At 37.6% G+C, this 18,163-nt stretch carries 15 protein-coding genes and 1 pseudogene; 11 read left to right on the top strand and 5 right to left on the bottom strand.

Annotated features, from left to right (window positions below):
* Positions 1-6: 6 nt before the first annotated feature.
* The 4 genes from FJU10_RS08460 to eis all read right to left on the bottom strand — a co-directional run bounded on the left by FJU10_RS08460 (position 7) and on the right by eis (position 2,886).
* Positions 7-192, bottom strand: coding sequence for a hypothetical protein (locus FJU10_RS08460; RefSeq protein WP_005226019.1), 186 nt, complete (start codon positions 190-192; stop codon positions 7-9).
* A 276-nt stretch (positions 193-468) separates the two neighbouring features.
* Positions 469-1,134 (bottom strand): hypothetical protein, encoded by a 666-nt coding sequence (locus FJU10_RS08455; RefSeq protein ID WP_140965657.1) that lies wholly within the window; start codon positions 1,132-1,134, stop codon positions 469-471.
* Positions 1,135-1,620 carry a nucleoside 2-deoxyribosyltransferase gene (locus FJU10_RS08450; protein WP_140965656.1) on the bottom strand — a complete coding sequence of 162 codons (486 nt, stop codon included), beginning with the start codon at positions 1,618-1,620 and terminating at the stop codon, positions 1,135-1,137.
* A gap of 51 nt (positions 1,621-1,671) precedes the next feature.
* Positions 1,672-2,886, bottom strand: a complete 1,215-nt coding sequence (gene eis / locus FJU10_RS08445; protein ID WP_140965655.1) for an enhanced intracellular survival protein Eis — start codon at positions 2,884-2,886, stop codon at positions 1,672-1,674.
* A 145-nt stretch (positions 2,887-3,031) separates the two neighbouring features.
* On the opposite strand from eis, the gene lepA reads away from it, so the two are divergent.
* The 8 genes from lepA to FJU10_RS08405 all read left to right on the top strand — a co-directional run bounded on the left by lepA (position 3,032) and on the right by FJU10_RS08405 (position 12,392).
* A complete protein-coding gene (lepA, locus tag FJU10_RS08440) occupies positions 3,032-4,867 on the top strand; it encodes a translation elongation factor 4 (protein WP_074535928.1) in 1,836 nt (611 codons plus the stop codon).
* 360 nt (positions 4,868-5,227) lie between these two features.
* Positions 5,228-5,956: an ABC transporter ATP-binding protein gene (locus FJU10_RS08435; protein WP_140965654.1), complete on the top strand. Its 729-nt coding sequence runs from the start codon at positions 5,228-5,230 to the stop codon at positions 5,954-5,956.
* Position 5,957: 1 nt separating this feature from the next.
* Complete coding sequence (locus tag FJU10_RS08430) at positions 5,958-6,674, top strand: ABC transporter permease (protein WP_140965653.1); 717 nt, start codon at positions 5,958-5,960, stop codon at positions 6,672-6,674.
* 779 nt (positions 6,675-7,453) lie between these two features.
* Positions 7,454-8,101, top strand: a complete 648-nt coding sequence (locus FJU10_RS08425; RefSeq protein ID WP_140965652.1) for a GNAT family N-acetyltransferase — start codon at positions 7,454-7,456, stop codon at positions 8,099-8,101.
* A 132-nt stretch (positions 8,102-8,233) separates the two neighbouring features.
* Positions 8,234-10,249 (top strand): HelD family protein, encoded by a 2,016-nt coding sequence (locus tag FJU10_RS08420; RefSeq protein WP_140965651.1) that lies wholly within the window; start codon positions 8,234-8,236, stop codon positions 10,247-10,249.
* Complete coding sequence (locus tag FJU10_RS08415) at positions 10,236-10,991, top strand: MerR family transcriptional regulator (RefSeq protein WP_140965650.1); 756 nt, start codon at positions 10,236-10,238, stop codon at positions 10,989-10,991. Before FJU10_RS08420 ends, FJU10_RS08415 begins: the two co-directional genes overlap by 14 nt.
* 38 nt (positions 10,992-11,029) lie before the next feature.
* The gene (locus FJU10_RS08410) at positions 11,030-11,452 is read left to right on the top strand and encodes a GFA family protein (RefSeq protein WP_170924096.1); all 423 of its coding nucleotides are present in this window, start codon (positions 11,030-11,032) and stop codon (positions 11,450-11,452) included.
* Between the two features lie 241 nt (positions 11,453-11,693).
* A complete protein-coding gene (locus FJU10_RS08405) occupies positions 11,694-12,392 on the top strand; it encodes a M23 family metallopeptidase (protein ID WP_396203788.1) in 699 nt (232 codons plus the stop codon).
* Positions 12,393-12,667: 275 nt separating this feature from the next.
* Here FJU10_RS08405 and FJU10_RS19325 read toward each other — a convergent pair.
* Positions 12,668-13,191: pseudogene (locus FJU10_RS19325) on the bottom strand (transposase); the annotation flags it as partial.
* Between the two features lie 335 nt (positions 13,192-13,526).
* Between FJU10_RS19325 and licT the strand changes: the two are divergent.
* The 3 genes from licT to FJU10_RS08385 all read left to right on the top strand — a co-directional run bounded on the left by licT (position 13,527) and on the right by FJU10_RS08385 (position 17,916).
* On the top strand, positions 13,527-14,363 hold the full coding sequence (licT, locus tag FJU10_RS08395; protein WP_140965649.1) for a BglG family transcription antiterminator LicT: 837 nt from the start codon (positions 13,527-13,529) through the stop codon (positions 14,361-14,363).
* Positions 14,364-14,597: 234 nt separating this feature from the next.
* Positions 14,598-16,433 carry a beta-glucoside-specific PTS transporter subunit IIABC gene (locus tag FJU10_RS08390; protein ID WP_140965648.1) on the top strand — a complete coding sequence of 612 codons (1,836 nt, stop codon included), beginning with the start codon at positions 14,598-14,600 and terminating at the stop codon, positions 16,431-16,433.
* A gap of 13 nt (positions 16,434-16,446) precedes the next feature.
* The gene (locus FJU10_RS08385; RefSeq protein WP_140965647.1) at positions 16,447-17,916 is read left to right on the top strand and encodes a glycoside hydrolase family 1 protein; all 1,470 of its coding nucleotides are present in this window, start codon (positions 16,447-16,449) and stop codon (positions 17,914-17,916) included.
* The last annotated feature ends 247 nt before the right edge of the window (positions 17,917-18,163 follow it).

Below are 18,163 nucleotides of genomic sequence, written 5' to 3'. Positions count from 1 at the left end.
ATGTTTTTAGATCACCCAAGCGACAAAGGCAACCATTGAGAAGAACATTGTCCAAACCGCAATAATAGCTGATGCAATAAAAATAATTTTGATTGATAAAGGTTGGACAAATTTCCGGGCATCTTTAGAGAACGCATAGGTGATCGATGAAAAAATCAAGCAGCATAAAATGAAAAACACTGTTAGGACCATAAGCCTCTCCTTTACTGACGCAATGTCAAATGAATAATGTAATTATAACAGACCAAGGTTTTTTGGGGAAATAAAAATGATTAAACGAGGGAATTTTTTTAGATTGTAAACGTTTTATTAGTTTCTACACACGATAGGAACCCTTGGTATACAGTGAATCAGCAAAAACAAGAGCTACCATTTAAGTATTTTTATAAATTTTTCTTTATCAATAAAAGAACAACAGAAAAAAGCTGGTTGAAAAACGATGCTTTTCAACCGGCTTTTAAAGGTAGACTATGATAATTTCTGAATCCGATAACTTTCAAAGTAATCAGGTTTGCCTCGTCCTTGTACGTAAGCGATCACGCCCATTAGAGCAGCACCAATCGTGTTGGTCAGTAAATCGCCCATCGTATCCATCAATGCTTCACGGCCGATAAACGGTGTGCCATCTAAAGTTGCATAACGTTGGAGATTCATTCCACCAACGGAATCGCAGATGAATTCCCAAAACTCCCAGAAAACACCACATAAGCCAGCAAAAGCAAAGCCCATTAATAAAAATAACCATGGAGAAACTTTTGAAACGGGGACTTCTTTTAGTAAGAGACAGATCAATCCATAGCCAACAGCCGTCAAGACCATAGGACTCACCGCATGTAGAATTTTATCCCAGAAAGCAATGGTTTCAATCAAATGCAGAATCGTCCCCATAAATACAGAGATCAGCAAGAAAAACCAATAAAAGTAGACGGTGGCATTTGGTAGCTGGATTTTTAAGAACTTTTTACTCATTTCTGGGACGAAAATCAATAAAATCCCAAGCAATGCTTGACCTAAGAAAATCAATCCTTGTGTTTGCGGATAGACCCCACGGAAAAATTCCCACGAAGAAAAACAAAACACGAGAATACCAAAAATAGTGAATACCTTTTGCAGTCGCTGATAAGTTTGTCCCATTTAGTTGTCCTCCGAAAGATAGTCGGCTAAGCCAGCTAAAAGGTCTGCTTCAGAGGAATAAATCTCACCATTTAGTTTGATCAAACCCACCGTATAAAGATTGACATAGTGGAATTGGTTTTCCGCAACGGTTTGTAATGCTGCCAGCTTTTGCTGATTGTCGGCTCCTTGTTGGCGACTATCTGTATAAAGCCCTAAAACAGGAATGCCTTTTGCATAGGCGACACCGATCTCAGAGGCAACCCCAGCATCGATGGTCAAACCATCCAGTAATGCGATCATCAAATCACTTTCCAGTACTTTTTCGGTATCTGCCAAAGCGATCATTTTGCTATCCGCATAGGCGGATTTATCATTGATCGCGGCATTTTCTTGAGGTAAATAAATCTCCAGCTGCGGATACTGCTGGCGAATCGACGCAACAAGTTCGGCGTTGTAGCGCAGGTCACTAGCAGCAAACAGGGGAGCAGCAAAATATAGTTTCATTCAAAAACACTCCTTAATCATTCATAGTTGTACGTTTTGTTGATTCATTGTTTAGAAATAATCGCTGAAATAGGCTTCCATATCAGGGATGATCGATTCCAGTAATGCCAGTGTTTCTGAATCGGTATTTAGTCGTTCCACACGCTCTAAGTAAGCCGGACGGCGGTAATTCATCAACAGACACGACAATGTCTGAATATCCAACTGGACCGCTTTTCCGATAGCTTCTCTTGAAACTACGATCTCCCCGTGATTATATTGGACACCAAAGATTCCGTTGTTCCAATCGGCAACTGGGTCGGATACAACAAAGTGAAAGGGTGTTTGGAAGGCTTCAAATGGGAAGTTTGTCAAAAACTGTTCAACATCGACGATCCGCGCCATGTAATAAGGCTCGATGGTTTCTTTGATTTGGCTATCATCCAAGTAGAAGGACAGGGGTTCATTTGAATAAATGTCTCCTTTGACCCAATAAACCATTGAGAAATGGGCAGAGATAAAATTCCATAGACCATTGCGGGCTTCTTGATTCAAGTAGAACATTTCCTTTACGTGGAAGACTTCTTCGGCTACCCAATAAAAAAGTACACCAGTCGGATGACCACTGGCATTGTAATAGACAGCCGCGGTGCGCTCTTCTTCATTTTCATAGCGCCAATACTCCTCCCAGTGAAAAGAGGTCCGCTGCAAGGCACCATGGTTGTCGCGGGAGAATTGGTTGTAGACAGTAAAGACATCAGGATCATCCACTTCTTTGCGCTCTACGATCCCAGGGACTTCTTTGGTTTTCGGAAGTTGGGTATCACGAATTTTGAAAGTCAGCTTGTCGGACATAATCTCCCAGCCTTTGCGACGATAGTAGGGCACATTGTATGGATAAAGGTAGGAGATCCATTGCTGATCTTCCCGCATCGTTTCTAAGGCAAGCTTAATCAAGTCTTTCATCAGGCCATGTCCGGCATATTCAGGGTAGGTCCCAACACCGGTCACTCCGCCCATTTTAATCAATTTACCGTGTATATTGACTTCACAAGGATAAACGGCGATTTGCGAGATCAATTTGTCTTCATTGAACCAACCAAAGACCTTGGAAAGTTCTAAAATCGGGCGCTTAGATTTGATCATTTCCCGTTTGCTCTCATAGCCGCTTTCTTCAATATCCGATTCAGTGATCTGAAAAACGTAGCTTAACAGTTCATTGAACTGATCAACGTCTTTTTCATCCACCGCTCGAATATGTAGATTTTGATGAAAATTATTGTCCATTCTTTCAACTCCAATTTATTTGCTAGCTCTAGTATAGCAAAACCTGAATGAATATGTCTAAATAACGGTTAAGAAAAATACTTTAACTATTGGCATTTCGTTGGTATAATAGAAAAGCTGACTAAAAGAAATGAGGAACGTATCCATGAACATAGAAGAAATGAAAAAACGACAGGAGAAGATTCGTAATTTCTCCATTATCGCCCATATCGACCATGGGAAATCAACATTGGCGGACCGTATTTTGGAACAAACCCATACAGTGACGTCACGGGAAATGCAAAACCAATTATTAGACTCCATGGATCTTGAACGTGAACGAGGAATCACGATCAAATTAAATGCCGTGGAACTTAACTATACCGCCAAAGACGGAGAAACTTACATCTTCCATTTGATCGACACTCCAGGGCACGTCGATTTCACCTATGAAGTTTCCCGCAGTTTGGCCGCTTGTGAAGGCGCCGTGCTCGTCGTTGATGCGGCTCAAGGGATCGAAGCACAGACATTGGCAAACGTCTACTTGGCGTTAGACAATGATTTAGAGATCCTACCAGTCATTAATAAAATAGACTTGCCAGCTGCCGATCCTGAGCGAGTACGAACAGAGATCGAAGATGTGATCGGTATCGATGCCAGTGAAGCTGTTTTAGCGAGTGCCAAAGCAGGTATTGGGATCGAAGACATTTTGGAACAAATCGTTGAGTATGTCCCAGCTCCAGCAGGTGATATTGAAGCACCGTTAAAAGCGTTGATCTTTGACTCCGTGTACGATTCCTATCGTGGGGTGGTCTTAAACGTCCGCATCATGGACGGGATGGTCAAACCAGGTGACAAGATCAAAATGATGAGTAATGGCAAGACCTTTGATGTCACAGAAGTCGGCGTCTTTTCACCCAAAGCCATTCAACGAGATGCGTTGATGGTGGGCGATGTTGGGTATATCACTGCTGCCATCAAGACTGTTAAAGATACCCAAGTCGGGGATACGGTGACTTTAGCCAACAATCCAGCAGAAGAAGCCTTAGCCGGTTATCGTCAAATGAATCCGATGGTTTATTGCGGATTGTACCCAATCGATACCTCACGTTACAACGACCTTCGAGAAGCATTGGAAAAATTACAATTGAATGATGCAGCATTGCAATTTGAACCAGAAACCTCTCAAGCATTAGGATTTGGGTTCCGTTGCGGCTTCTTAGGCTTATTACACATGGATGTCGTGCAAGAACGGCTAGAACGTGAATTTAACCTTGAGTTGATTACGACTGCACCATCCGTAATCTATCACGTCAACAAGACAGATGGCTCAATGGTCGTCGTTGATAACCCAGCAGAATTTCCTGAACCAGTCACGATCGACAACGTACAAGAGCCTTACGTCAAAGCACAAATCATGGTGCCTAATGATTACGTCGGTGCAGTAATGGAATTGTCCCAACGAAAACGGGGAGACTTTGTCACGATGGATTACTTGGATGATTATCGCGTAAACGTCGTTTATGAGATCCCATTATCGGAAATCGTCTTTGACTTCTTTGATAAATTAAAATCCAGCACCAAAGGGTATGCATCACTCGATTACGAAATGTCTGGTTACCGCACTAGCAAGCTAGTGAAGATGGACATCTTGCTGAATACTGAAAAAGTCGATGCGTTAAGCTTTATCGTTCACCGTGACTTTGCCTATGAACGCGGCAAAGCCATCGTTGAAAAACTGAAAAAACTAATCCCACGACAACAATTTGAAGTACCGATCCAAGCAGCCATCGGACAAAAAATCGTTGCCCGTTCCGACATCAAAGCCTTGCGTAAGAACGTATTGGCGAAATGTTATGGCGGTGACGTTTCTCGGAAACGCAAACTTCTGGAGAAACAAAAAGAAGGGAAGAAGCGGATGAAACAAATTGGCTCCGTCGAAGTACCGCAAGAAGCCTTCATGGCAGTTCTGAAGATGGATGAGGATGAACCGAAGAAATAAGGCTTTAGATAGAAAACACTGTTTTAAAAGTCGTATTCACTTTACTTATTTCACTACTCGGATTGTCTGCAAACATTTACGAAAAACTTCTTATTCGGTTCTTAAACAGAAAGTTATCGAATAGAAAGATACAACTGATAGTAAAGTTATAACCAGTTAGGCAGCGTCCCTAACTGGTTTTTCTTTATTTGGAAGATCAAGAACAGATGGATGTAATCGAGTATTTAAGTGATGCATTGCTATTATGTATTATTTATTGGAAGTCGAGATAGGATTTTCCCCTAATTGAGAACCCTCCACTAGACCACCTTCAAATCGTTTTCGGCTAGAATGAACCTAGAAAATGATTGGAGGGATAAAATGATCGATAAAAACACCAATGCAATAGAAGTGAAAGATCTGGTCAAAACATATGGAGAAAAACGTGCAGTAGACAATTTGAGTTTTGCTGTAGAGAAAGGAACGATATTTGGCTTGCTCGGTCATAATGGAGCAGGCAAATCAACGACGATCGATTGCCTTTTAGGTACGCAAAAATATGATTCTGCAGATATCACCTTGTTAGGCAAAGATCCAAGAAAAGAGCGAAAAAAGCTCTTTCAATATGTAGGGGTTCAGTTTCAAGAAGCAGCTTTTCAAAATCAGTTGAAGGTCAAAGAAATCTGTGAAATTACTCATTCCTTGTACGAAAAACCGATTGATTGGATGAGGACGTTGGATGAATTTGGTCTTTCAGCAAAAAAAAATTCGTTTTTAGCTACATTATCCGGCGGAGAAAAACAGAAGCTATGTATCCTATTAGCGATTATGGGGAATCCGGAGATCATCTTTTTAGACGAACTGACAACGGGTCTGGATCCTAAAGCAAGGAGAGAAGTTTGGCGATACTTGCTGATGCTTAAAGAAAAAGGTGTGACCATTTTCCTAACTTCACACTATATGGACGAAGTAGAAACTTTATGTGATCGAATTTTAGTCCTAAAAGAGGGCAAAGAAGTGGCAAGCGGTACAGTCGAAGAAATAGTATTGAAAAGCAAAAAAGACACACTTGAAGAAGCCTTTCTAACACTTATTGGGGAGGAATATTAAGATGAAGACATTTTGGTTACTTTATAAATCAGAAGCAAAACTGTCGATAAGAGAAATGTCCTCCATTATATTTGGCATTTTTGTTCCCCTTGGGATTGTTTGTCTTATGGGGGTTATGGATTCTAGTAATGACTCGCTGAATACAGCTTTTGTGTCCGTTTCGACTGTAGGGATTTGTTCAGCAGGTGTGATGGGGCTTCCTCTTGCATTATCTTCCTACCGTGAGCGAAAAATCTTGAAAAGATATCAGGTGACACCAATTAGTCCGATTCAATTACTTTTGGCTCATTTACTTTTTTGCTTTACGATCAGCATCGTGTCGATGTTGTTACTATTAGGCGTGCTAGTTGTTTTCTTTCAATTTTCTTACGTTGGCAACTGGCTGTACTTTATACCAGCGTATCTGTTAGTGATGATTTCCATTCATGCTATAGGTTTGATCGTTGCCAGCTTATCGCCTAGTGAGAAAGCAACCGGGGCGATAAATTCAGCAATTTTCTTTCCAATGTTTTTTTTATCAGGAGCGACAGTTCCTTATGAAATCATGCCGCAGGGATTGCAGAAAGTAGCGGATATTATGCCTTTGACGCAAGGCATCAAGTTATTAAAGACGGTTACGTTTCCAGAAGAAAATGGACTGCTTTATATGGTTTTATTGTTAACAGCTATTTCCATTATTGGTATTTTTATTGCGGTGCGCTATTTTAGATGGGAATAAGGATAATCGGTTATAGCCAGTTGTTTATATGTGAAAAATAGTTTGGATAAACTTTGTGCGAAGGCATGATTTGTTCTACTAAAAATTGAATGGAGTCTGTCCGATGAGTATCATAAGTATCTGAACAATAAGTTGAAAAACGAATAAAGTACGGTCTATTTTTATGCTAATAGAAAAAGTATTTGCAGAATTATCAAATTTTTATAGCTTAGACGATTGGTGAAAACTATCGTCTAAGATTGTAGACAAGGTTGAATTTAAAAAGACAGTAAATGTGCACCTATAATTACTCAATAGTAATCATTTAGTTTTACTTCTTATTAGCAATTCCAAATCAAAAATAATTGATTTGGAATTGCTAGTCATAAAGACCCATTGCCTAAATAAGAGGTAATAGCTGGATAACACTATTTAAGTAAATTCCACGTTTAAGAGTACTGAAAGTTTCACCATTCTCTACACATCTCAACATTGGGAATGTCTTTTTCCATGAGAATGAGCTAGAGATATTCTTTCAGTTAGAATAAAAACGACGATAAAAAAGGAGTTCAAGATGGACATACCAGTTTTGTTCGTCCTAAATAGAACTAGATGATGTATTTCATATGGTTAGTATTTAAACGAGCTATCATGTGGTATTTTAGTTCAACGATGATAGTATAGAAACGAAATAAAGATCTTTGACTATAGTCTAGGCCTTCTCCTACTATTTCGAGGATTAGACAATTAAGTCAGTTATCTTTTGTAAAAAAAGAAAAGAAATACTTTTGGAGGAAATTATGACTATTACAATTAGACATGAAGAAGAAAAAGACTATAGAATAGTGGAAGAAATCACACGAGAAGCATTTTGGAATTTATATTTCCCAGGAGCAGTCGAACATTTACTTGTTCACAACATTAGAAAACATCCTGACTTTATCCCCGAGTTGTCCTTCGTTATTGCATTAGACAATGAGATCATCGGCAGCATTTTTTATACAAAAGCGAAAGTGATCGATAAGGATGGCGGAGTCCATCCAATTATAACCTTCGGACCGGTAAGCATTTCGCCAGAGTATCATCGGCAAGGGTTTGGTCGCATGCTGATTGAGCACTCACTTGCTGAAGCGAAAAGACTAGGCTTTAATGCCATTATTCTTGGCGGCTTTACGTATCATTACCATCCATATGGATTTGTAGGAACAAAGAAATATAATATATCAATGCCTGATGGTAAATTTTATACTGGCGTAATGGCATTGCCTCTATTTGAAGGTGCATTAGATGGCATAAGCGGCAGTGTTCATTTTTCAGAAGCGATGTATCCAGATGAATCCATCTTAAATGATTTTGACAAAACATTCCCACCAAAAGAAAAAAAAGTTCTACCACATCAATCAGACTTTGAAAAAGCTGTTAGTGAAATTGATACGTATGATTACTGATTGAAAATGAGAGAATCACTTTAAAAGAAAATTAGAAAAAGAACAATCAATCTATTTTAAAATTTCCAAACCCTACACTAAACCACCAATGTACCCTTTCTTGATAAGATCATTGAGAAAGGGGAATTTATCATGTTAAATACGAAAGAAAATGAGCATTTAAAAGAAGTTATAACAAAAATTGAGAAAAAAATAAAACAAATTGATGGAACTGTCAATGCTAATGAACAAGCTTATAAAGATATCAAAAAATATACAGTTGACTATAAAAATGAATTAGACAAATATGAAGTTTACAATCACCAGCAAAACTTAAGTTTTATTGATAAGCGTAACAACTTTGAAACGAATATCAGTAAAAAGTTAGCGTATTTAAAAGGAGCACCTTACTTTTCAAAAATTAAGTTTCAGTTTGAGGATGACGAAGATGTAGAAAATTTTTACATTGGTAGGTACGGGTTTGCGGATGAATTTGGACAGCAGCTGATCTATGACTGGCGGGCACCGATTTCCTCATTATACTATGATTTTAGTTTAGGTTCTGCCTACTATGAGTCATTAGGGGAGAGATTTCATGGATACTTAAAAGGAAAGCGACAGTTTGAAATTGAAAATGGAGCGCTTAGAGTTGTTGTCGACACAGATGACACAGTAAACGATGAATTCTTGATGAATGAGCTGAGTAAAAACACTTCAAGTGAAATGAAGACCATTATCCACACGATTCAAAAAGAACAAAACGAAGTAATCAGAGATGTAAAAGCCAAGAACTTGATTATCCAAGGTGTTGCTGGTTCCGGAAAAACATCTATCGCACTCCATCGAATTGCTTATTTACTCTATCAAAAAAGAGAAGAACTACAGGCTTCAGATGTTTTGATTCTATCACCTAATGATGTTTTCTCCAGTTACATTTCAACTGTTTTGCCTGAATTAGGAGAAGACGAGCTAAATCAGCTTGAAATCACCCAGCTTGTCCAACCAATGATCGAAGAAAAGTTAAAAGTAACTGATAAACAGGATGAAATAGATCAAATGATAGAAAAGCCAATGTCAAAAGAGGCAAAAACCTTTTTATATAAAAGATCTGAGAAATTCTTTTTGTCTTTGAAAAACCATATCCAACAGCTCAATAATAGATTATTTTCCGAAGATATTATCGTTGATCATCACTACACATTTTCAAAAAAAGAATTGGAAAAAGTAAATATTACTCTTTCAGAAAGTGCATTATTCGTTAGAACTAAGCAATTAGCACGGCAATTAAGTAAGATCGTGCCTGAAAATGACCAAAATCATATAAGCGAAGCAATAGAAAAAGAGTTGCTAAGCAGGTTGCAAATAACAACTAGCTTGAATGAGTACGTGAACTTCTTGACGTCAGAAAAGATTCCTTTTAATCAAAACAAAAATAAGATTGATTATGCAGATCTATTTCCATATCTCTATTTCAAAATGAACATTGAGGGAATCCTTCCCAACCGACAAATCAAACATATTGTTATTGACGAAATGCAGGATTATTCGCTGTTGCACTTTTATGTGTTGGATCGTTTGTTTCCTTGCCAAAAAACAATTTGTGGAGATGTCAATCAAGATTTACTGACATCGGAAATGAATTTTTTGGAGCGACTACAAACCGTTGTTTCAAACAACCGTGTAGTCACATTCAATACCAGTTATCGGTCCAGCTATGAAATAATTAAATTTGCTAAACAATTTACGGCAAATAATGCACTTACTCCGATTGAACGTCATAATAAAGAAGTTGAGTTGAACTATATTGATCACCAACAGGAAAAACAAGAAAAGCTGACAAAAATAATAGAAAGATTTGAATCGTCAGCTCATAAAACCTGCGGCATCATTTGCCAAACTTGGGATGAAGTTGCTAAAATCGAAAAAAGCCTATCTTCTTATGAAGTCACTCGTTTTGGAAAGCAGTCTACAGCCATGACGGAAGGAATCATTGTCACGACGCCACAATATGCTAAAGGCTTGGAGTTCGACCAAGTTATCCTGACTGATATTAGGAAGGAACAATTATCATCAAAAAGCAATCTTTTGTATACAAGCTGTTCCAGAGCACTTCATGAATTAACGCTTTTTATTTTGAACGATGGGGGAGAAACGGATGAAAACATATAAAACGTCTGAGGTAGCAAAACTAGTGGGTTTTCATCCTAACACGATTCGACGCTATGAGGAATGGGAACTGATTCCTAAGCCTCAAAGAGCGAAAAATGGCTATAGAATTTACAATGAATATCATGTTGAATTGATAAGAACAGCAAAAGTTGCTTTTCAGGTCGAGGTGCTCCAATCTGGTTTAAGAGCAATGATGAGAGAGCTGATCAAAGCCTTGGCAAAATATGAATTTGCTTCAGCCACAGCATTGCTCCATGATTATGGATTGGCTATTGATCAAGAAATCGATGAGGCGAATGAAGCGATTCATATCGTTGAAGATATGATCAAAGGAACGACTGAAGAGGAAGACATTTCTTTAAAGCGGAGTGAAGCAGCTGAATACTTAGGCGTAACAACTGATGCGTTAAGAAACTGGGAGTTGAACGGCTTGTTATCGCTAAAGCGAAGTGAAAATGGGTATCGCATTTATGCAGCAGACGATCTAAAGCGATTAAAAATCATTCGTATATTACGCGCAGCAAAATATTCATTAGAAGCCATTTTGCGCTTACTTCATTCGATCGATCATCAAGAAGAACATGAGGTAAGAGCTATTTTGAATAATCCTGAACCGTCAGAGGATATCATTTCTGTCTGTGATATGCTGATCCTCTCTTTAGAGAAGGCTAAAATGAATACAGCCGAACTAGCCAAATGTATCAATAATTTGAAAAAAGTTGCTGCAAAACGATTTGTTTAAAAATGACAAAGGAAATTTGTTTAAAAGGAGGAAATTCATTGAAAAAAGCCACTTGCTTATGCGGAAAAGTTTCTATCATTGTCAAAGATTTTCATTCGGAGATTAGTGCTTGTCATTGTTCCATGTGTCGAAAATGGGGGTCCGGACCGTTTCTTTCTGTTTCAGCAGGAAGCGGTGAAGACATCACCATCACTTCTGAGGAATCAGTTACAAGATACAAATCCTCTGATTGGGCAGAGAGAGGATTCTGCAGAAATTGTGGATCCAATCTATTTTACTATCTTATTCCTACAGATTCTTATGACATTCCCATTGATTTGTTTACTGATGAAAGTGAATCCTGCTTAAAATTAGAAATATACTACGATCAGAAGCCTCATTATTATGATTTCGCCAACGAAACCGATAAAAAAACAGAAGATGAAATTATGCTGGGGATACAAGAAAAATTTTTTGATTGAATAATCAGTATGTTGATAGATTAATGAAAAACACCGGCAAAAAAATAAAGATATTTATTTGAATTAGCAAGAAATAGAACCCATTTAGGTTTCCAATCGCTCACTCTTTCCTGAAATAAAAAAAGAAGCAAGACACTCTTTCTACGAAGTTGGGAAAATTTGACCGAAAGAAAAGTGGACTTCAAAAAAATAATTTTTCAAAAAGAGACTGAAGAGGCATTTTTGAAAGGAGGAATCAGAGGTGATAAAAGACCAGCACCGATCGATTATTATAGAATTTCCACTTAGAGGGGAATGGCAAGCACCTACTACACCAGTAAAGAAAATCCCTAGTCACGGTACTAATCGTATGGGATTAAGATTTGCGTTTGATTTTGTGCAAGTTGATTGGGAAAAGACAAGAAAGCCGTTTTACAATACTAGTTTTACTAGGTATTTTTTCTTTGGAGTACCGTTAGATAAATGCTATGGTTGGGGGAAACCGATTTTTGCGCCTTGTGATGGTGAGATCGTAACGATTAGAGATGGTATTCCAGAACGTGCTGTTGTGCATTGGATAGTGGATTCGGCAATTGCTATAAAAAATGCTAATTCTTTTAACGAGTATAATGACGACTTCAGTAAAATTGCTGGGAATTATCTGGTTTTAAAATGCCAAAATAATATCTATATGGCATTTGCACATTTACAAACGAATTCAATAAAAGGAGTAGTTGGTGATCGAATCAAAAAAGGAGAGAAACTAGGAAATGTTGGACATTCAGGTAACTCTACGTCCCCCCATTTACATTTTCAATTGATGGATAGCGCAGATATTGCTCAGTCGAATGGTTTGCCCTTTTTATTTGAAGAATATGAAGTCTATCGAAAGGGTGTTTGGGAATCAGTTTATAATCAGATACCAGCACATACAGATCGAATTCGCTTTTATAAAAAATGATTTCCTTAGAACATACTAGAAGATAGCGAGAAATAGTTATTATAGACAATCTAATATTGAGCGTAAAAATTTTGATGCGAGAGAACGTAACGATAGTAACATAATTGTTAAAATAGTCGCTTCAATCAAAGTAAATAGAGCAAGCGAGACTGTTACTTTGGGGATTATAAGAGAGGTGAATGATAAAATATGTTTTTTAAAGTTTAAAATGAAATACGAAGGATGAATCAATTCTGATTCTGTATCGACTCCCAAAAGTTAGACCAAAATCTAATTTATGAGGATGAGTTGTCAAGAAAAAACGAACACTTAGTTAAGAGAATAAGTGGATTTTTTTCAAGGGCTTTAGGAGATTGATAGCTCAATGCAGAGTGCATGAGTTTTGTGTTATAGTAAGTTTCAAACTATTTAAATATTGTTGCCATTTAAGCCTGATCAAACTCTCCAAATTGAGCGTCATTGGTCAATTCTCTTTTTATTGTTTTGTAAAAAGATTCCATTAAGGCATTATCATGAGGGAATCCTTTTCGGCCTATACTTGAGCGTGCTTCTTTTTTCTTAGAACCTATTGGATTTTCTTATTTGTTTATTGTGAGCCATGATTAGTGTGAATAATCAACCCTGGTTCAGACTGGTCTTTCCAATTGCTTGAGGAAAAGCATCCACAACTAATTGGTCTTTCATTCTAGGTGACATAGACCACCCAACAATTTTTTCTCGTACAGACAGCAATAAATACAGATAAATAGTACGTTCCTTCTTTCAGAGGGATGTAGGTAATGTATCCTAACCAAATTTTTTTCTGTTGTAATTCGAATCGCTTGCCTTTGAATAGTCTTATTTTAAAGAGCTCATAAGAGTCAACTCAGCTGTTGGTGTAGATTCAAGTAATTTAAGGTGAGGGTCTCTAGTAGCTTGAAGAGAGAGTAATTTTGCTTACTAGCAGTTCAGAAAGTATAATCTTCCTTTTTCTTTTTTTAAAATGCTATTGATTAATCACAAAAAAGATGATATGCTTCAAATGAAATCGATTTCGAAACATACACTAAGAGGATTGTTACTGATTGTGCAGGCAAGACCAAAAGTAAGCTTACTTTTTGGTGTTGTCTTTTTTGTTTTCTAAGGAGGTCAAACATGGAAATTATTCGAGTGCTTAACAATAATGCTGTATTGACCATTGATGATAATGGAGAAGACATTGTGGTATTGGGCAGTGGGGTCGCTTTCCAGAAAAAACGTGGAGATGTGATTGATTCGTCGAAGATAGAACGGATTTTTTACCAAGATGATCATGATATTATTGGCAAGCTGAAGCAAAGCTTTTTGGAGATTCCCGTTGAGTTTATTGAAATGTCAAAAGAGATTATTGCGGATGCAAAATTAGAATTGGGAAAAGAGTTTAATGATAATCTGTATATCTCACTACCAGATCATCTGCAGTTTACCGTCCGACGTTATCATGAAGGGTTGTTAATTCAGAATAAGCTGGTACTTGAAACAAAACGGATGTACAAAAAAGAGTTTGCTTTTTCAAGAAAAAAACTAAAGGTAATCAATGAAAGATTCAATGTAGAATTACCTGAGGACGAGGCAGCAACGATTGTTATGCATTTGATTAATGCAGAATTAAATAGTAATATGCATGAAACGATGCAGATGATCGAGATGGTTCAAAAAATATTATCCATCATCAAGTCGGAGATGGCTATCGAATTTGACGAGGATTCTTTAGATTACTATCGCTTGGTCACACACCTTAAATTTTTTTACCAACGCTTGTTTGGTTCAGAAGCTGAGGAAAGTCGAAGCAAAGATCGTCATCTTTTGGGACTGGTAAAGGATCGTTACAAGAAATCATTTAAGTGTGCTAAAAAGGTTAAGAAATACATTGAGAAATTCAGTGATACGTCGATTAGTGACGATGACTTACTTTATTTAACGATTCACATTGAAAGAGTGAAAACTGGATAATAGAAGCGATTAGAATTGTTACTCATCATGGAGGCAAGACCTAAGCTAAACTTTTGGTAGTTTGGTTTTGGTCTTTTTTTGTTCTTTAAAAAAGATTTCTGCCCAACTTTTCCCGATCTATCTAATACGAGAAGAAAAACAAGGTGATTTAGGGAGGAACAAGAACGGAGTAAATTTGTTGAACGATATACGGCTTGATGACAAATATATCAAAGTGAAAAAGGAGAGAGAAGGATGTCAAAGAATTACGATAAATTATCTGAAGAAATATTACAGAGTATCGGCGGTAAAGAAAATATTGACGAAATGTTTCATTGCGTCACAAGATTGCGCTTCTATCTAAAAGACTCGTCACTTGTTGACTTGGAAAAAATAAAACAACTAAACGGTGTAATCGGTGCTCAATATGCAACGGATCAACTACAGATTATTATCGGCAACGATGTAGCAGACGTCTACAAAACAATGGAAGAGCGACTTGGAAAAAGCTTTAACTCAGAAGAAGCTGGACGAAATAAAAAAGGTTTTCATATAAAAGGAATTTTTGAGACCCTTGCGGCAATCTTTTTGCCAGTTGTTCCCGTATTAGCAGGGACAGGAATGATTAAAGGATTAATTATTATTCTAACTACCTATACAAATGTAAAAGAGGATTCTGGAATCATGCAATTATTGACCATATCCTCAGATTGTGTGTTTTATTTCTTTCCGTTTCTGATCGCTTGGTCAGCCGCTAAACGGTTTAAAACGAATATTCCACTAGCTATGGCATTGGCAGGCTGCTTATTATATCCGATTATGACAGAAGGTTTAGCGAGTGGTGAACCAGGACTTGCTGTATTTGGCTTGACGGTTCCGTTCGTTAAATATGCTGGAAGTAGTATACCAATCATTTTAACTGTTTGGATATTGAGTTATATCCATCCATTGATTGATCAACTGATTCCTAAAGTTCTCAGACTCGTGTTCACACCTATGTTTGTAATGCTGATTATGACCCCCTTAGCCTTGATACTCCTCGCTCCATCAGCGAATTATATTAGCATGGGATTGGCGGCGATGGTGAAGGCATTGTTTGAATTTTCACCGATCGTTGCTGGATTAGTTGTAGGGGCAACGAGACCGTTGGTTGTCTTATCAGGGATGCATTTATCTTTAGGGCCACTTATGTTAGAGAATATTTCACGTTATGGTTATGACGTCATTTTACCGATTAATACGATGGGCACGTTGGCAATGGCTGGTGCCGCCTTAGGCACATGGTTTAAGGCGAAGGACTCGGAAATCAAAACTATTTCATTTTCCGCCTTTATTTCCGCCTTTATTGGAATTACAGAACCGGTGATTTATGGAGTCTTACTTAAATTTAGAAATGCTTTAATTGCTACGATGGTCGGCGGAGGGATCGCAGGCGCATTCGTTGCAACATTTAAGGGAACTTCTACCGCGTATGTGAATTCGAGTATTCTATCGTTGCCTGTATTTATGGGACCGGGATTTGTATTTGTTTGCATCGGAATGGCTTTGGCTGCCACAATTGCTTTTACACTTGTTCAAATTTTGGGTTTGCCAGAAGAAAAGATTCAGGTACAAGAAGCGGCTAAGAATCAAACCGATTATAGTGTTTATAGTCCATTGACAGGAAGGTTGATAGAACTAAAAGAAGTTGATGATGATGTATTTTCTAAAGGGTCAATGGGGAAAGGGATAGCCATTGAACCTACAAATAATCAAGTAGTGGCTCCTTTCGATGGAGAGGTTGTAATCATTTACCCGACAAAACATGCAATCGGTCTAAAATCGACAAATGGTGTAGAGTTGATCATCCATATAGGCTTAGATACTGCGAATCTTAAAGGTGAATTTTTCGATATTAAGGTGAAAGAGGCTCAAAAGATCAAACAAGGTGAAATCCTTGCTGAAGTGAATTTTTCAAAAATTAAGCAACAAGGATTTTCTATTGTAACACCGATTATTATTTCAAATACCAATCAGTTTCTCGATGTGATTCCAAATAAGGTACAAGGATCGATCAAGAATTCAAATAAACTATTGGAAATTATTCAGTAATGGAGGATAAAAAATGAGTAAAACAAAGTTTCCGGAAAATTTTATGTGGGGTGGCGCAACTGCTGCCAATCAATGTGAAGGCGCTTGGAATATCGACGGCAAAGGAATGACCATTGAAGATTGTCTTCCTTACAGAGAAGTTGGAGTCGCAGACTTCACTAAGCAATTTGCGTACTCAACAGAAGAACTAGAAAAAGCTCTGGTAGCTGGACCAGAAGAAAACTATCCTAAGCGTCGAGGAATCGACCATTATCATCATTATAAAGAGGATATTCGCTTATTTGCTGAAATGGGCTTTAAGATTTATCGCCTGTCAATTTGCTGGAGCAGAATTTATACCAATCCAGAGGATCCTACACCAAATGAAAAAGGCATTGAATTCTATGAGAATGTCTTCAAGGAACTAAAGAAATATGATATTGAACCATTAGTCACGTTGTCCCACTATGATCCTCCAATCGAGCTGATTACAAAGTATCGTGGCTGGTATTCAAGAGAAGTGATTGATCTGTTTGATAAATATGCTAAAACTTGTTTCGAGCGTTTTGGTAAGTATGTGAAGTATTGGCTGACTTTTAACGAAGTGGATGCGATGCTTCGTCACCCTGTGACAAGTGGTGGTTTGATTGAAGACCGATTTACTGACATGCCTTTTGAACAAGCCATTTATCAAGCGATGCATCATCAAATGATTGCCAGTGCCAAAGCAGTCAAAATCTGTAAAGAAATGTATCCTGACTCACAAATCGGTTGTATGATGACAAAATTATGCTTCTATCCCTATACCTGTAAACCAGAAGATAATTTAGCCACACAACAACGAATGCGATCAATCTATCGCTACGTGGATATCCAAGTGTTCGGTGAATATCCAAAATATTTATTGAAAGAAATCGAAAACAAGAACTTTGTTATCAATCAAGAACCTGAAGACGAAAAGATTCTAAGAGAGGGAACGGTTGATTTCGTTTCGTTTAGTTACTACATGACCTCATGTATGGCAGCTGATACTACAGGATTGGATATGGCGCCAGGAAATACAGTAAATGGCGTGAAAAATCCATATCTACCTTCAAGTGAATGGGGTTGGCAGACAGACCCTATAGGATTAAGAATTTCACTGGTTGACTTATACGACCGATATAGAAAACCTCTATTCATAGTGGAAAACGGATTAGGTGAAAAGGATGTTGTTTCTGAAGATGGCAAAATTCACGATGAATATCGAAAAGAATATCTTCGAGATCATGTTCAAGCCATGAGTGACGCAATCAACGAAGACGGGGTTGAGCTGTTAGGATATACGTGGTGGGGATGTATTGATATTGTTTCTGAATCCACACGGCAAATGTCAAAAAGATATGGATTTATTTACGTCGATGTCGATGACTATGGTAATGGAACATTCAAACGAATCAAGAAGGAAAGTTTTGCTTATTACAAACAAATAATTGAATTAAATGGGAGAAAACTTGATTTTTAAATGAATAAGAGTCAATCAATTGACAAATATTACAGACCAGTTCCATTAGTCACGAAAAATGGATCGCTCAGTAAAACATTGTTGATGGGGATCTGCATTTTGAAAAAACTAAAGAAGCAAAATTTAATTGTGAAGTAGTTCTATGAAGACTAAAAAACAGAATATATGAGAAAATGATGGAAATCTTCTTTATTTGGGAATGTAATAAAAAGTATATAACCTAGATTTAAACCACCTCCCTTAGATT

Source organism: Enterococcus sp. OL5, assembly GCF_006491895.1.
In the GTDB taxonomy this organism is placed as follows: Bacteria; Bacillota; Bacilli; order Lactobacillales; family Enterococcaceae; genus Enterococcus_D; species Enterococcus_D innesii.
This window is presented reverse-complemented; position numbering and strand designations above follow the sequence as displayed.

Bases quoted from the DNA above. Each gene is read 5' to 3' on its own strand.
- FJU10_RS08460 (WP_005226019.1), bottom strand. From the start codon at position 192: ATGGTCCTAACAGTGTTTTTCATTTTATGCTGCTTGATTTTTTCATCG.
- FJU10_RS08455 (WP_140965657.1), bottom strand. From the start codon at position 1,134: ATGGGACAAACTTATCAGCGACTGCAAAAGGTATTCACTATTTTTGGT.
- FJU10_RS08450 (WP_140965656.1), bottom strand. From the start codon at position 1,620: ATGAAACTATATTTTGCTGCTCCCCTGTTTGCTGCTAGTGACCTGCGC.
- eis (WP_140965655.1), bottom strand. From the start codon at position 2,886: ATGGACAATAATTTTCATCAAAATCTACATATTCGAGCGGTGGATGAA.
- lepA (WP_074535928.1), top strand. From the start codon at position 3,032: ATGAACATAGAAGAAATGAAAAAACGACAGGAGAAGATTCGTAATTTC.
- FJU10_RS08435 (WP_140965654.1), top strand. From the start codon at position 5,228: ATGATCGATAAAAACACCAATGCAATAGAAGTGAAAGATCTGGTCAAA.
- FJU10_RS08430 (WP_140965653.1), top strand. From the start codon at position 5,958: ATGAAGACATTTTGGTTACTTTATAAATCAGAAGCAAAACTGTCGATA.
- FJU10_RS08425 (WP_140965652.1), top strand. From the start codon at position 7,454: ATGACTATTACAATTAGACATGAAGAAGAAAAAGACTATAGAATAGTG.
- FJU10_RS08420 (WP_140965651.1), top strand. From the start codon at position 8,234: ATGTTAAATACGAAAGAAAATGAGCATTTAAAAGAAGTTATAACAAAA.
- FJU10_RS08415 (WP_140965650.1), top strand. From the start codon at position 10,236: ATGAAAACATATAAAACGTCTGAGGTAGCAAAACTAGTGGGTTTTCAT.
- licT (WP_140965649.1), top strand. From the start codon at position 13,527: ATGGAAATTATTCGAGTGCTTAACAATAATGCTGTATTGACCATTGAT.
- FJU10_RS08390 (WP_140965648.1), top strand. From the start codon at position 14,598: ATGTCAAAGAATTACGATAAATTATCTGAAGAAATATTACAGAGTATC.
- FJU10_RS08385 (WP_140965647.1), top strand. From the start codon at position 16,447: ATGAGTAAAACAAAGTTTCCGGAAAATTTTATGTGGGGTGGCGCAACT.